This is a genomic window from Kitasatospora sp. NPDC093102, from assembly GCF_040683915.1.
Lineage (GTDB): Bacteria > Actinomycetota > Actinomycetes > Streptomycetales > Streptomycetaceae > Kitasatospora.
In genome coordinates, this window is sequence record NZ_JBFBFA010000034.1 from 16,841 (window position 1) to 31,832 (window position 14,992).

The following is a 14,992-nucleotide window of genomic DNA, read 5'->3' on the forward strand; positions in this document are numbered from 1 at the left end:
CGTCGGTGCGGTAGCAGTTGAAACAGATACCGCCGCCGTCGCGACGTGCAGCAATGCGGCCCGTCCTCCCGCAGCGGGCGCATGGCTTCTGGTTTTCGGAGCTCTTCGCGCTGCATGCCTGGCAGAGTCGGCCCTCCGGGCCGTAGCGGGGCAGAGCGACGCTGGTTCGGCGGCAGTTCGAGCATCCAGGCAGGACCACACCGAGGCAATCGGCCTCGTGCAGGGCTCGGGCGAGGCGTACGACCGCGGCCGGGCATCGTGAACTGCCCGAGGAGAGTGCCTCCGGACGCTCTCGAAGGTGGTCATCGAGGTCCTTCAGACCGATGCCTCGATCGGCACGGGCCGATTCCAGCACGGTCCTGACGACCTTCGGGTCGAGGGCCGGGAAGGCGGCGGACAGTGCGGCGATGACCCGATCTCGACGCCCTTGCCGTTCCTCGGAACGGAGCCTTGCCCGGTTCACTGGCCAGGTCGCCGGATCGTGGTCCGCCGTGCCTGGGGAAGCGGGCGGACATCGTCCCCAACGGCTTTGACCGCCTGCATATTGACGATCTGGACATCGATCAGGTCGTTCGGGGTGCACTCCAGGATGTCGCAGAGTGCGGCCAGGGTGTCCATGGACAGGCGTTGTGGGGGCTGGGTGACCAGCCGGAAGACCTGTTCACGGGAGAGGTGGACTCCGCGCTCGGCGAGCAGGGGAACGAGGTCGGTGGTCTGGAACATGTCACGGGTGGCCATCAGTTTGCGCAGGTTCCAGCTGATGCCCATCTTCTTGATCATCAGTTCTCCCAGAGGTCGGAGTGGCGGCTCCTGAGCGCGTTGAGTACCAGGCGGGTTCGGAACTCGTCCGAGACGCCGGTGTAGATCGCCGTCGTGCTGGCGTATTCGTGTCCGACCTGCAAGGACACGAACTTCTCGGGGTAACCGAACTCTACGAGGTGCGTCACGTAGCTATGCCTTAGAGCATGCAAATCGAGTTCTTCGGGCAGTCCCGCCGCCTTCCTTGCATGCTCGAACGCCGTGTTGAGGCCGCGGAGCGACATGCGGCTGGCCCGCTCGGTTACGAACAGGGCCGCCAGGCGACCGGGGCTGAAGGCCGGGCGCACTTCGCTCACCCAGTGATCGAGCACCTCAACGATCCAGTCCATTTCATGGACCGTGAGGACAGTGCGGCGCTTTGGTGGACTGCCCTTGGATGCCTTGCCGTAGCGGACGAACAGCCCGCCGTACTCTCCATACTGCGGGATCTTCGGCTGCCGGCGCCGGTCGGGGAGGTCGAGCATCCGGGTCTCGTTGCGGCGCAGGCCGAATGCATAGACGGTCTTGAGCAGAGCCGCGTCTCGCAGTGCGGTCAATGCACCTTTGCGCCCGCGGGCCCGTACGTTCTCCACGCGGCCGTCGACCGCGTCAAAGAGGGCCTGCACTTCGTCGTAGGTGAGCGGTCGCCGGCCCGGCTGTCCCTCGTGCTCAAGGACGTGAGTGACCCGGTTGTCCTCGGTGAAGATCTGCTGCGGGACCTGGCCGAATCTCTGCTGGCACTCAGCCGCCCATCCGTACCGGCGGTCAGTGATGAAGCCCATGAACAGCGCCAGGTTGGTCTCGTAACCGCGGCCGGTCGACATGACGATCGGCTTCTTGCGGTTCGGCGACCGCAGATGCGCGATGAACGCCTCGCCGTCGGCCGGCATCCAGTTCCACGGGTAGTCGTTACTGAAGGCCACCATCCGCCGCACCAGTGACACCCGCGGCTGGATCGTCCCTTCCTCACTCAGGAATCGGGTGCGCTGCTGACACACCCACCCCTCAAGCATCGCCTCCAGCACCGCACTCGCCGGGTCCAAATGAACGACTCCGTCGGCGAGCACCAGGTGTGCGGCACCGGGCAGTTCGGCTACTCGACTCACGATGCATCTAACGCAACATCACTGCATCGGTTACGCCGCCCAGGTCACAGGCGCAACGAAGGGGATCGACCGATGGCCGATCCCCTTCGCGACCTGCAGGTCAGCTACTTGTGCCGACTAGGTCGAATGTTGCATCCGGCGCAACTTGGCCCAAAATCAGCTGCAGCCGCTGGTGGAGCCGCAGCCCTCGCAGAGGTAGCAGCTGCCGGCGCGGCGCATCTTGGTGCCGCAGGAGAAGCAGAGCGGGGCGTCGGCGTTGAGGCCGAGCTGGATCTCCATCAGCTCCGTGGAGTTGTGGGCCTGCTTCGGGGCCGCCTTTGGCGCCTCGACGGCCGGAGCCGGAACCGGGGCCGGCTTGGCGGCGACCGGGGCGGACTGGGCGAGCGACTCGGTGTCGAGCTCCTCGGCCTCCAGCGGCTCGTACGAGCCCGTCTCCAGGTGGCGCTGGCGCTCCTCGACGGAGTGGATGCCGAGCGCCGAGCGGGTCTCGAACGGCAGGAAGTCGAGCGCCAGGCGGCGGAAGATGTAGTCGACGATCGACTGCGCCATCCGCACGTCCGGGTCGTCGGTCAGACCGGCCGGCTCGAAGCGCATGTTGGTGAACTTCGCGACGTAGGTCTCCAGCGGCACGCCGTACTGGAGGCCGACCGAGACGGCGATGGAGAAGGCGTCCATCATGCCCGCGAGGGTCGAGCCCTGCTTGGACATCTTCAGGAAGACCTCGCCCAGACCGTCGTCCGGGTAGGAGTTCGCGGTCATGTAGCCCTCGGCGCCACCGACCGTGAAGGAGGTGGTGATGCCCGGACGGCCCTTGGGGAGGCGCTTGCGCACCGGGCGGTACTCGACCACCTTCTCGACCGCGGCGGGAGCCTCGGCCTGCTCGGCCTTCTCCTCGGAGTCCTTCTTCTTGGCCGAGAGCGGCTGGCCGACCTTGCAGTTGTCGCGGTAGATGGCGAGTGCCTTGACGCCCATCTTCCACGCCTCGAAGTAGATCTCCTCGATCTCCTCGACCGTGGCGGACTCGGGCATGTTCACGGTCTTGGAGATGGCACCGGAGATCCACGGCTGGATCGCGGCCATCATCCGCACGTGGCCCATGGCCGAGATGACGCGCTCGCCCATCGCGCAGTCGAACACCTCGTAGTGCTCGGGCTTCAGGCCCGGGGCGTCCAGCACGTTGCCGTGCTCGGCGATGTGGGCGACGATCGCCTCGATCTGCTCGTCCTGGTAGCCGAGGCGCTTGAGGGCGCGCGGGACGGTGCCGTTGACGATCTGCATCGAGCCGCCGCCGACCAGCTTCTTGAACTTGACCAGGGCCAGGTCGGGCTCGACGCCGGTGGTGTCGCAGTCCATCATCAGGCCGATGGTGCCGGTCGGGGCGAGCACCGAGGCCTGGGCGTTGCGGAAACCGTTCTGTGCGCCGATGCGCAGCACGTCCTGCCAGGTCTTGTTGGCGGCCAGCCAGACCGGGGCGTCCAGGTCGTCGTGGGAGACGGCGTCCAGCGAGGCGTCCGCGTGCTGCTTCATGACCTGCTGGTGCGGGGCCGCGTTGCGGGCGTAGCCGTCGTACGGGCCGACCACGCCGGCGAGTTCGGCGCCGCGGCGGTAGGCGGTGCCGGTCATCAGCGAGGTGATGGCGCCGGCCAGGGCGCGGCCGCCCTCGCTGTCGTAGGCGTGGCCGGTGGCCATCAGCAGGGCGCCGAGGTTGGCGTAGCCGATGCCGAGCTGGCGGAAGGCGCGGGTGGTCTCGCCGATCTTCTCGGTGGGGAAGTCCGCGAAGCAGATGGAGATGTCCATCGCGGTGATGACCAGCTCGACGACCTTGGCGAAGGCCGCGGCGTCGAACGAGTCGTCGTCGCGCAGGAACTTCATCAGGTTCAGCGAGGCGAGGTTGCAGCTGGAGTTGTCCAGGTGCATGTACTCGGAGCAGGGGTTGGACGCGTTGATGCGGCCGGACTCCGGGCAGGTGTGCCAGTGGTTGATGGTGGTGTCGTACTGGATTCCGGGGTCCGCGCAGGCCCAGGCGGCTTCGGCCATCTTGCGGAACAGCTTCTTCGCGTCGACGGTCTCGATGACCTCGCCGGTCATCCGGGCGCGCAGGCCGAATTCGGTGCCGTTCTCGACGGCGGTCATGAATTCGTCGTTGACGCGGACCGAGTTGTTGGCGTTCTGGTACTGGACGGAGGTGATGTCGTCCCCGCCGAGGTCCATGTCGAAGCCCGCGTCACGCAGGGCGCGGATCTTCTCCTCCTCCTTCACCTTGGTCTCGATGAAGGCCTCGACGTCCGGGTGGTCCACGTCGAGCACGACCATCTTGGCCGCGCGGCGGGTGGCGCCACCGGACTTGATGGTGCCGGCCGAGGCGTCGGCGCCGCGCATGAAGGAGACCGGGCCGGAGGCGTTGCCGCCGGAGGAGAGCAGCTCCTTGGAGGAGCGGATCCGGGAGAGGTTGAGGCCGGCGCCGGAGCCGCCCTTGAAGATCATGCCCTCTTCCTTGTACCAGTCGAGGATCGACTCCATGGAGTCGTCGACGGACAGGATGAAGCAGGCGCTGACCTGCTGGGGCTGCTTGGTGCCGACGTTGAACCAGACCGGCGAGTTGAAGCTGAACACCTGGTGGAGGAGGGCGTGGGTCAGCTCGTGCTCGAAGATCTCGGCGTCGTCCTTGCCGGCGAAGTAGCCGTGCTTCTCGCCGGCGGCGCGGTAGGTGAGCACCACGCGGTCGATGATCTGCTTGAGGCTCCACTCGCGCTGCGGGGTGCCGACGGCGCCGCGGAAGTACTTGGACGTGACGATGTTGACGGCGTTGACCGACCAGAAGTCGGGGAACTCGACACCGCGCTGCTCGAAGTTGATCGACCCGTCGCGCCAGTTGGTCATCACGACGTCGCGCCGCTCCCAGCGGACCTCGTCGTACGGATGCACGCCAGGAGTGGTGTAGATGCGCTCCATCCGGAGACCGCCCTTCGGGGCCTTGGCGCCCTTGGCCGCGGCCTTCTCGGACTTCGACCCGCGTGCGGAACCGCTCGTGGTGTCTGTCACTTCTCGCTCCTCCTCCTGGGCAAACGCCCGAAGTGCCCCGAAAAGTCCGGGCACTGCTGGTTCGTTCTTCCGGTGTGCGGGCAGGCGGAGACCTTGCCTGCTTACGCACGGTTTGTAGTGTTCTGTGCCCCGTTTTCGGGCATGCGTGGGCCCCGCGGGGCCATGGTGGTGCGACGGGGCCCGCCCGGGGCCCGGTACCGGACCCTTCTAGGGCGCGGCGGCGGAGACGGACACGCAGGTGTCGTCCGCCTCGGGGGTGCGGGGCTGCTCGGCGCGGAGTTCCGCGATGGCGGCCTCGAAGTCTTCCAGTCCGTCGTACGCCTGGTACACGCTGGCGAAGCGCAGGTACGCGACCACGTCGAGCTCCTTGAGCGGGCCGAGTATGGCGAGCCCCACGTCGTGGGTGGTCAGCTCGGCGTTGCCGCTGGCACGCACGCACTCCTCGACCCGCTGGCCGAGCTGGGCCAGCGCGTCCTCGGTGACCGGACGGCCCTGACAGGCCTTGCGGACGCCGGTGATGACCTTCTGCCGGGAGAACGGCTCGGTGACGCCGCTGCGCTTGATGACCATCAGCGCGGCCGTCTCCACCGTGGTGAAGCGGCGGCCGCAGTCCGGGCACTGCCGACGACGGCGGATGCAGCTGCCGTCCTCGGTGGTCCGGCTGTCGACAACACGACTGTCGGAGTGCCGGCAGAAGGGGCAGTGCACCTCGGGATCCCTCCCTGGCAGAACGTTCGGACCAGTCGAGTCTATGCGATGCGCCCCCGGCCTCGGCAAGCTGATCATGCAGGGCGACCACTAGTACTGGGCACGGAGAGGACTGTAGCCACTACATCTAGGCCTCTGGGGGAGGTGAGCACCCTGGCGTGTCGGTGCCGATTAGACTGCCGGGGTCGAGTTTCGCTCGAACATTTACTCGATGTACAACAAAGCCTTGATCGAGTCAGTCAACTCCCGAATAATTCACTCGAACGTGTGTTTGGCGCAACCTTTCGATAGGAGGCGCGTTGGGCTGGAAAAGGGAGAGGACAGCCGTCGAGAGGGGCCGCCGTGAACACGATCGAAAGCAACACCATCCCGGTGCAGGAACACTCCCAGTTCAAGGTGGGGCAGCGCACCACGAATCAGCAGGGTGTGGACATCAGCATGGACCGTAGCGAAGACCACCGCCTCTCCGGCGCGGCCCTTTCCGGGGCGACCCGCGTTCCCGACCAGCCGATCGAACACTCCGCCGCCCTGGACGACGCCCACCCCTCCCCCGCCCGCGCGATGCCCGGCCGCCCCCCCGGCATCCGCACCGACGAGGCCGGTCTCACCGAGCGCCAGCGCCGGGTGATCGAGGTCATCCGGGATTCCGTCCAGCGCCGCGGCTACCCGCCGTCCATGCGCGAGATCGGCCAGGCCGTCGGCCTGTCCAGCACCTCCTCGGTCGCCCACCAGCTGATGGCCCTGGAGCGCAAGGGCTTCCTGCGCCGGGATCCGCACCGCCCGCGCGCCTACGAGGTCCGCGGCGTCGAGGTGGCCCGTCCGAACACCGCCGAGACGGCCGGCCGCCCGTCCACCTCCTACGTCCCGCTGGTCGGCCGGATCGCCGCCGGCGGGCCGATCCTGGCCGAGCAGACGGTCGAGGACGTCTTCCCGCTGCCCCGCCAGCTGGTCGGCGAGGGCGAGCTGTTCGCGCTCACCGTGCGCGGCGACTCGATGATCGAGGCGGCCATCTGCGACGGCGACTGGGTCACCGTGCGCCGCCAGCCGGTCGCCGAGAACGGCGACATCGTGGCCGCGATGATCGACGGCGAGGCCACCGTCAAGCGACTCAAGCGCGAGGACGGCCGGATCTGGCTGATGCCGCACAACCCGGCGTACGAGCCGATCAACGGCGACAACGCGACCATCCTGGGCAAGGTCGTCGCGGTCCTGCGCAGGCTCTGAACGCTTCTGCGCCACTTCTGGGCACTTCTGCGCCGCCTCTGGGCACTCGGTCGCGGTCCTGCGCCGCCCCGGGCACTCGGCGGACACGCGCGCACCGGGAAGGGGCTCCACCGCGCATGCGGGGAGCCCCTCCGGCGTCTTCGGCCCCGGGGCTGAGCACCCGGGGCCGGGGCGCTCAGCCCCGCTTCACCACCGGCCGCACCGGCGCCGCCGAGGCGTCGATCGCCGCCAGCGAGCGGCGCACCTGGTTGCGGTCCGTGGTGTACCAGAACTCCGGCATCGAGGAGCGGAAGAAGCTCCCGTACCGCTTGGTCTCCACCCGCGGGTCCAGCACCGCAACCACACCCCGGTCGTCGGCCGCGCGCACCAGCCGGCCCGCGCCCTGCGCCATCAGCAGCGCCGCATGCGTCGCCGCGACGGCCATGAAGCCGTTCCCGCCGCGCTGTTCGACGTCCTTCTGCCGGGCGCTCATCAGCGGGTCGTCCGGCCGGGGGAAGGGGATCCGGTCCATCACGACCAGCTGGCAGGCCGAGCCGGGCACGTCCACGCCCTGCCAGAGCGAGAGCGTGCCGAACAGGCAGGTGGTCGCGTCCGAGGCGAACTCCCGGATCAACTCGCCCAGGGTGTCCTCGCCCTGGAGCAGGACGCGGTGGTCCAGCCGCTCGCGCATCGCCTCGGCGGCCGTCTGGGCGCCTCGCATCGAGGAGAACAGGCCCAGCGTCCGCCCGCCGGCCGCGCCGATCAGTTCGGCCAACTCGTCCAGCATGTCCGGCCGTTCGGGATCGCGCCCGGGGTCGGCCAGGTGCTTGGCGACGTACAGGATGCCCTGCTTGGGGTACTTGAACGGGGAGCCGACGTCGATCCCGCGCCAGTACGGCACCGCGTCCTCGCCGAAGGCCGGGCCGGCCTCCGGGTTGTCCCCGGCGGTGCGGATGTCCGGCAGCCGCGTCTCGGAGGACAGGCCGACCGAGGCGGCGACGCCGTTGAAGTCCCCGCCGAGCTTGAGCGTGGCCGAGGTGAGGACGACCGAGCGCTCCTTGTACAGCCCCTCGCGCAGCAGCCCGGAGACGCTCAGCGGGGCGACCCGCAGCGAGGCGGTGCCCAGCCCGTAGCGGTCGCTGCGCTCGATCCAGACCACGTCGTACTCGGAGTCCTCCAGCAGCCGCTCGGCGGTCTCGTGCAGCGCCTCGGCCGAGGCCATCGCCTGCTTGCGGACGGCGTCCTCGTCGCTGAGCCCCTTGTCCCTGGTCTCGCCCAGCGAGGTGATCACCTGGCGGGCGGCGTCCCGGATCGCGGTGACCGCGTACGCCAGGTACTCGGGCAGCTCCTCGACCCGGCCGGGCTGGGCCGTCTCCATCAGGCCGTGATAGTTCTCGGCGGCGGCCTGGAGCAGGTCCACCGCCTTCTCGTTGGCCAGCCGCGCGGCCCGCTTCACCGCCCGGTTGACCGCGCCGACGGTCAGCTCGGCGGTGGCCGCGCCGGTGACCCGGTTGACCAGCTCGTGCGCCTCGTCCACGATCAGCAGCCCGTGCTCGGGCAGCACCGGCGCGCCCTCGATCGCGTCGATCGCGAGCATCGCGTGGTTGGTGACCACGACGTCCGCCAGCTTGGCCCGCTCCCGCGCCTTCTCCGCGAAGCACTCCTGCCCGTACGGGCAGCGGGTGGCGCCCAGGCACTCCTTGGAGGTGACCGACAGCTGGGCCCAGGCCTTGTCGGAGACACCGGGGCTGAGGTCGTCGCGGTCCCCGGTGTCGGTTTCCTCGGCCCAGTCGCGCAGCCGCAGCACGTCCTGCCCGAGCTTCCCGGTGGGCCCGCCGAGCGCGTCCACCGGGTCGAACAGGCCCTCGCCCTCGTCGCTCGGGGTGCCCTCGTTGGCCCGGTGCAGGCACAGGTAGTTGGAGCGGCCCTTGAGCATCGCGAACAGCGGGCGGCGGCGCAGCACCGGGTGCAGCGCCTCGACGGTGCGCGGCAAGTCCCGCTCCACCAGCTGGCGTTGCAGCGCCAGCGTGGCGGTGGCGACCACCACGCGATCGCCGTGGGCGAGCGCGGGCACCAGATAGGCCAGGGACTTCCCGGTGCCGGTGCCGGCCTGGACGAGCAGGTGCTCGCCGTGGTCGACGGCGTCGGCGACCGCCTCGGCCATCCGGACCTGGCCGGGGCGCTCCACGCCGCCGACGGCCGCCACCGCGGCGTGCAGCAGTTCGGGGATCCGCGAGCGCGGGACGGCGACGGCTTCCTCGGCCTCGTCGCCGAGGTCCGTCGCGGGCTGGGATTCGGAGTCGTTCGTCATGACCCTCCCACCCTACGGGGCGGGGATGACAATCCGGTCCCGTTGCACGGGCAGTCGCACGTCCACGGCCACCAGCGCGTTCGGCACGGTCCCGTACCGGGCGGCGTGCGGGCGGTGCGGGCGGTCCTGGTAGCCGTCCAGCAGCAGCCGGTTGCGGTTGAGGCAGAGCCGGTCGATCCGGGGGCGGAACAGGTCGAACAGCTCGAAGCGCTCGCGCAGCGCGGGGAAGCGGTCCTGGTAGCGGAGCACCTCGGCGCGCAGCAGGGCCCAGAACTCGGTCTCGGGCAGCCCGGTCTGCGCCTCCAGCAGCGGGGCGAGGTAGCGGAAGACGCCGATGAACAGCCCGGAGTGGATGAACTGGCAGAGCCCCTGCGGGCTCTCCCGCAGCAGCACCTCGGCCACCTCGGCGGGCAGGCCGTGCAGCTCGGGCAGGCTCTGCGCGCTGAGGTTGACGTCGTCCACGAAGTCCTTGACCGCGAGCCGGACCGGGGTGTCCCGCTCGTCGAAGATCACGATGGCGTTCTCGCCGTGCGGGGAGAAGACCAGCCCGTAGCGGTAGAGGAAGTGCAGCAGCGGCGGCATCATCGCGGCGAACAGCCGGCCGGTCCACTCGGCGGGGGCGAGGCCGGAGCGGGCGATCAGCTCGGCGGCGAGCGCCCGCCCGTCGGAGCCGGTCTGCAGCAGCGCGGCCAGGGTGCGGGCCCGCTCGCCGCCGTCCAGGAAGGGGCCGAGCGGCTGGCGCCAGATCGCGCCGAGCAGTTCCTTGTACTGGTAGGGCGCCTCGGGCAGCTCGCGGTAGAGCGGATGGTCGACGGTGACGGAGGCGATCTCGCCGAGCAGGATCACCCGGCACTCGTCGCGCAGGTACGGGTCGGCGTCGCGCAGCCCGAGCAGCCAGGCGGTGACGGTGGGCGCGGCGAGCGTGCGCTCGACCGGCAGGCCCCGCCAGACCAGGGTGTTGAGGACGGACAGCGGCAGTTTGACGGTGCAGCGCTCGGGGTGGGCGGTGTTGAAGAAGGAGCGGATGGACTGCTGGGGCAGCCGTGGGTCGCCGTCCGAGGGCAGCGGGACGATCTCTCCGGAGGCGATCCAGGGGGCGAAGAGCGGCAGGATCGTCTCGTCCCACTGCCAGGGGTGGACGGGCAGCAGCAGGTAGTCCTCGGCGTCCGGGCCGAGCGGGGCGCGCAGCGCGTCCACGTCGTCCAGCTCGCGGGCGTACAGCTGCTCGGGCCGTTCCAGGCCGGGCACGCCGCGGTACTCGGCGAGCCGGCGGTGGACGGCGATCCAGGGCAGCGGGCGCGGGCTGCGGGCCTCCGGCGCCCAGCGGGCGGCGTCGGTGGCGGAGAAGCCGATCCGGCCCTTGTTGGGGACGATCCAGGGGTGGCCGGTCTGCCGGCCCTCCAGCGCGGTGTGGTCGAGGTCCGCGAGCTCGGCTGCGGTCAGCGCGGTGGCGAGCTGGCGGGCGTCGGCGGTCAGGGTGGCGGAGAGCTCGCGGATCAGGTGGCCGGTGGTCTCGCCGCGCATGCCGAGGGTCTGCCGGGCGTACGGGAGGAAGCGCAGCGGGTCGAGGCCGTCCGGGCGGGAGCAGCGGACGGACTCCGGGTCGACCTGCCAGCTGTCGTAGGCGCCGCGCCGGGCGGTGAAGCGGTACTCGGCCTCGGGCAGCTCCAGCCGGTACTCGCCGGGCGCGTCGCCGGGGACGGGCCGGAGCAGTTCCTCGTAGGCGAACTCGCCCAGCATCTTGGCCAGCAGGGCGCGGCCGGCCCGCCGCCAGTGCCCGGCGGTGAGGTGCGGGGGCAGGTGGAGCGGCGGTTCAGCGGCCGACGGTTGCGGCACGGGTCAACTCCTGGGAGCGGGGGACGACGGGGGTCTGGTCGAAGGACGCGGAGGCGGGGACGGGTGGCGCGAATCCGGTCCAGGCGGTGCGGCCGGGCAGCCGGTGGACGGTGCGCCCGGTGACGGCGTTGAGGATCACGGCGGCCCGGTGGGCACCGAGCCCGAGGTCGGGGGTGCCGACGCCGTGGGTGTGCAGTTCGGCGTTCTGGACGTACAGCCCGCCGGTGAGCCCGGGCCGGGTGGCGACCCGGTGGTCCAGGTCGACCCGGTAGCGCCCGGCCTCGTCCCAGTCGATCAGCTCGGCGAGCGGTTCGAGCGCGGCCGGGCGGGCCGCCCGGTAGCCGGTGGCGAGCACCACGGCGTCGGTGCGCAGCAGGTGCTCGGTGCCGGAGTCGGTGTGCCGGCAGTGCAGTTCGAGGCCGCCGCACGGGCCGGGGCGGGCGGCGTCGACGGCGGTGCCGGGGGTGATCTCGACCGGGGCGGTGTCGATCGGGCGGCCGATGGTGCGCTCGTAGAGGTGGTCGTGGATCTCGGCGAGGGTCTCGGCGCTGGCGGCCTTGTGCAGCTGCCACTGGGCGGCGACCAGCGCGTCCCGGACGGGGGCGGGCAGGCCTTGGAAGTAGCGGGTGTAGTCGGGGGTGAAGTGTTCCAGGCCGAGCTTGGAGTACTCCATGGGGGCGAGCGCCCTGGTCCGGGTGAGCCAGCGCAGCCGGACGCCGTCGCCCTCGTGCCGCCGGAGCAGGTCGAGGAAGACCTCGGCGCCGGACTGTCCGCTGCCGACCACGGTGATGTCGCGGGCGCCGGCCAGGTCGGCGCGGCGGTCCAGGTACTCGGCGGAGTGGAAGGCCCTCGGGTGGCCGGCCAGCGCGGCGAAGGCCTCGGGCAGCACCGGCCGGGTGCCGACGCCGAGGGCGAGGTTGCGGGCCCTGGCCTCGGAGCGCCGGCCGGTCGCGGTGTCGGTCAGCTCGACGCGGTACCAGGGCGCGTCCCAGTGCAGGGCGGTGACCTCGGTGCCGAAGCGGCAGTTGGCCAGCCGCTCGGCGGCCCAGCGGCAGTAGTGGTCGTACTCGCGGCGCGGCAGCTGGAAGCGCTCGGCGAAGTAGAACGGGAACAGCCGGTCCTGCTCGCGCAGGTAGTTGAGGAAGGACCAGCGGCTGGTCGGGTCGACCAGGGAGACCAGGTCGGCGAGGAACGGCACCTGCATCCGGGCGCCGTCCACCAGCATCCCGTGGTGCCAGCGGAACTCCGGGCGCTGGTCGCAGAAGAGCGTGCGCAGGCCGGGGACGGGCTCGGCGAGCGCGGCGAGCGAGAGGTTGAACGGACCGATGCCGACGCCGAGCAGGTCGTACGGAGGGGGTGTCGAGGTGTCCACAGGGGTGTCCTAGGCGGGGAGTTGGGCCTGCGCGGCGGGCCCGCCGGGCCGGTCGCGGACCATCAGGGCGGCGCGCTTGTCGGGCAGGTCGAGTTCGGCGGCGGCCCGGAATCCGGCCCGTTCGAAGGCCCGGACGGACCGCCGGTTGCGGACGTCCGGCTCGGCCACCACCCGTTCGCAGCGCGGATTCCGGCGGAGAATCAATTCTGCTAGGGCGGTCAGGAGGACGGCGCCCAGCCCGCGGCCGCGGCTGGCAGCCGGGCCGAGCAGCAGGTGCACACCGGTGTCGTGCGGCCGGGCCGGGTAGTGCGCGGCGAGCGGGTCGAGGTCGGCGCGGTAGACCTCCCAGTAGCTCATCGGCTCGCCGTCGAGCAGGCCGAGGCACGGAATGCTGCGCCCGTCGCCGTCCAGCTGGTCCCGGACGTGCCGTTCGGTGACCTCCGGCGGCCCGGCGAGCTCCCAGAAGGCGTCGACCTCGGGGTCGTTCATCCATCCGGCGAGCAGCACCAGGTCGGCGGGCAGCCGGACCGGGTCGAGCCGGAACTCACCGGCCGGGGTGGGGACAGCGCCCCACCCGGGCGGGTCGCACGACTTCACGCGGCCACCTCGCTCCCCTCGCCGGGGCGTTCGCCCGGGCACACCTCTTTCCGGTTCACTCTTCCCCGGCCTCCGGCCGGGGGATCCCCCACCGCTCGCTCACGTGCCCCGCCACCGGGTTGGGGATGTCCACGTACACGGACTGGCTGGCGACCGGGCCGACCAGCTCGTCCATGCCGTTGATCCGGGTGAGCAGGTTGGCCTTGCAGGGCAGCGCAGGCGCGTCCAGCAGCAGCTCGGACAGCGCCGATCCGGTGGCGGTGACCCGCGGGCCGGCCAGGAACCGGCGCAGCGCGGCCAGCAGCACCGTCTCGTCGGCGAGCCGCTGGGACCCGAAGGCGCCGATCAGGCCGAGCACGTGGTTGATGCCGAGGTAGTAGGCGAAGTGGTGGTCGATCACCTCGTCCGGCAGGAAGGTGTCGCTGTCGGCGCCGAGCCCGGGCAGCCGGGCGGCGAGCTTCCCGGCGGCGCTCTCCCGGTAGTAGTAGCCCTGGTTGTCGCGGTAGCGGCCGCCGCACGGCCAGCCCTCGGCGTCCAGCAGCACCAGGCTGTTCTGCTGGTGCGCCTCCAGGGCGATGCCGCCCCGGCCGTCCAGCCAGAGGATGGGCAGCACGACCGCGTCCAGGTAGCGCAGGAACCATTCGGCGGCCACGGTCGGCAGCGGGCGGGCGCAGCGCGCGGCCAGCGCCCGCAGGGTGTCGCCGAGCCGGGAGGGCACGGTGTCGCCGGTGCCCAGCGGCTGTTCGGCGACCAGCCCGGCGACGCACAGCGCGCGCTCGGCGGGCGCGAAGGGCTGGGCGCGCAGCACGGTGTCCAGCCCGCCCGGGTCGCCGAGGCCGGGGTGGTCGACGCCGATCCAGGCCGGGTCGCGGACGATGTCGAAGCCGGGGTGGGCGGCCCGCCACTCGGCGGCCAGTCCGCTCTCCAGCAGCCGGTGCATCTCCAGGCCGCGGTGGAGCTCCTTGCGCAGGTTCTCCCGGCGGGAGTTGGTGATCCGCAGGCCGAGCGAGAGCTTGAGCATCCACGGAGTGCCGGGCCGGTAGACGGTGCGCACCGAGGAGGTGGGGTACCAGGGTTCGCCGGCCGGCCCGAGGTCGTGCAGCAGCCCGTCGGCGAGCAGTGCGGCAACGGGTGGGCGGTGGGCGAGTTCGCGGGCCTGCCACGGGTGCAGCGGGACGGCGGCGGTGCCGGGCGGCAGCGCCGTGCCGCCGCCGAGCAGGCCGGCGGTGAGCTGCTCGGCGCTCTCGGCGACGGCGGAGCCGGCCGCGAGCAGCTCACGGTCCACCGCGTACCAGTGCAGTTGGAAGGAGCCGTGCAGCTCGGGCGAGTAGGCGGCGCTCTGGGCCGGCCCGAGGCCGTCGCGGCTCTTCGGCGTGGGGTGCAGCGGGTGGCCGAGCAGCAGGGACTGCTCGGCGGCGAGGAAGTGCGAGCGCTCCGGCCCGCCGGGCACGGCGGCGGTACGGCGGTGGGCGAGGATCTCGGTGGTGCGCACGACCGAGTCGGCGACCCGGCCGGCCAGGTCGGCGACCTGCCCGGGGTCGGGCCGCTCGGCGGCCGCGGCGGCGAGCAGCGCGGCGGCGGTGACGGCGTCCACCGGGGCCTCGGAGACATCACCCGCCGCGGCGACCTCCCCCACCGCGAGGGTGGCGGGCCCGAAGCGGTGCCAGCCGCCGGGCGACCAGTAGCGGACCGGGGCGGTGAGCCGGGCGGCTCCGCCGAGGACGGCGATCCGCAGCCGGCCGTCCGGGCCGGGCCGGGCTCCGGTCTCCCGCGTCCAGCAGCGCAGCAGGGCCTCCAGTCCGGCCTGCTCGGCGGCGACGGCCGGGTCGGGGTGCAGCAGCAGGTCGTGCCCGGAGGCCCGCTCCACGGCGGGCGGCGGTACGGGCGGGGCTCCGGTGAGGGCGGTGCTCAAGACTGCTCCTTGGGGCGCGTGGGGGTGCGGACGCGCACTGTGGTGGAGGGGATCGGCGGGCACTCGCACCGTCGCGTCAAGTAAGGGTTACCTATCCCTGGCGGGTG

General features: G+C 71.5%; 10 protein-coding genes. 1 reads left to right on the forward strand and 9 read right to left on the reverse strand.

What is annotated here, in order from left to right; all coding sequences use genetic code 11:
* Positions 1–459 precede the first annotated feature (459 nt).
* The 4 genes from AB0O11_RS29705 to nrdR all read right to left on the reverse strand — a co-directional run bounded on the left by AB0O11_RS29705 (position 460) and on the right by nrdR (position 5,654).
* A complete protein-coding gene (locus AB0O11_RS29705) occupies positions 460–780 on the reverse strand; it encodes a helix-turn-helix transcriptional regulator (protein ID WP_363393076.1) in 321 nt (106 codons plus the stop codon).
* Positions 780–1,904 (reverse strand): tyrosine-type recombinase/integrase, encoded by a 1,125-nt coding sequence (locus AB0O11_RS29710; protein ID WP_363393079.1) that lies wholly within the window; start codon positions 1,902–1,904, stop codon positions 780–782. Before AB0O11_RS29710 ends, AB0O11_RS29705 begins: the two co-directional genes overlap by 1 nt.
* Before the next feature lie 156 nt (positions 1,905–2,060).
* Positions 2,061–4,946 (reverse strand): vitamin B12-dependent ribonucleotide reductase, encoded by a 2,886-nt coding sequence (locus AB0O11_RS29715; RefSeq protein WP_363393082.1) that lies wholly within the window; start codon positions 4,944–4,946, stop codon positions 2,061–2,063.
* A 207-nt stretch (positions 4,947–5,153) separates the two neighbouring features.
* Positions 5,154–5,654 (reverse strand): transcriptional regulator NrdR, encoded by a 501-nt coding sequence (gene nrdR / locus AB0O11_RS29720; RefSeq protein ID WP_224281042.1) that lies wholly within the window; start codon positions 5,652–5,654, stop codon positions 5,154–5,156.
* 342 nt (positions 5,655–5,996) lie between these two features.
* Between nrdR and lexA the strand changes: the two genes are divergently transcribed.
* Positions 5,997–6,878, forward strand: a complete 882-nt coding sequence (lexA, locus tag AB0O11_RS29725) for a transcriptional repressor LexA (protein WP_363393086.1) — start codon at positions 5,997–5,999, stop codon at positions 6,876–6,878.
* 175 nt (positions 6,879–7,053) lie between these two features.
* On the opposite strand, the gene AB0O11_RS29730 is transcribed toward lexA, so the two are convergent.
* Genes AB0O11_RS29730 through AB0O11_RS29750 form a run of 5 tightly spaced genes read right to left on the reverse strand, consistent with a single transcriptional unit; the run spans position 7,054 to position 14,885 of the window.
* Complete coding sequence (locus AB0O11_RS29730; protein ID WP_363393089.1) at positions 7,054–9,168, reverse strand: ATP-dependent DNA helicase; 2,115 nt, start codon at positions 9,166–9,168, stop codon at positions 7,054–7,056.
* Positions 9,169–9,180: 12 nt separating this feature from the next.
* Entirely contained in the window at positions 9,181–11,004 is a 1,824-nt protein-coding gene (locus AB0O11_RS29735) for an IucA/IucC family siderophore biosynthesis protein (RefSeq protein ID WP_363393092.1), read from the reverse strand.
* Positions 10,982–12,376 (reverse strand): SidA/IucD/PvdA family monooxygenase, encoded by a 1,395-nt coding sequence (locus AB0O11_RS29740; RefSeq protein ID WP_363393095.1) that lies wholly within the window; start codon positions 12,374–12,376, stop codon positions 10,982–10,984. The genes AB0O11_RS29735 and AB0O11_RS29740 overlap by 23 nt, the downstream gene beginning before the upstream one ends.
* Positions 12,377–12,385: 9 nt before the next feature.
* Entirely contained in the window at positions 12,386–12,973 is a 588-nt protein-coding gene (locus AB0O11_RS29745) for a GNAT family N-acetyltransferase (RefSeq protein ID WP_363393098.1), read from the reverse strand.
* A gap of 55 nt (positions 12,974–13,028) precedes the next feature.
* The gene (locus AB0O11_RS29750) at positions 13,029–14,885 is read right to left on the reverse strand and encodes an IucA/IucC family protein (protein ID WP_363393101.1); all 1,857 of its coding nucleotides are present in this window, start codon (positions 14,883–14,885) and stop codon (positions 13,029–13,031) included.
* Positions 14,886–14,992 lie beyond the last annotated feature (107 nt).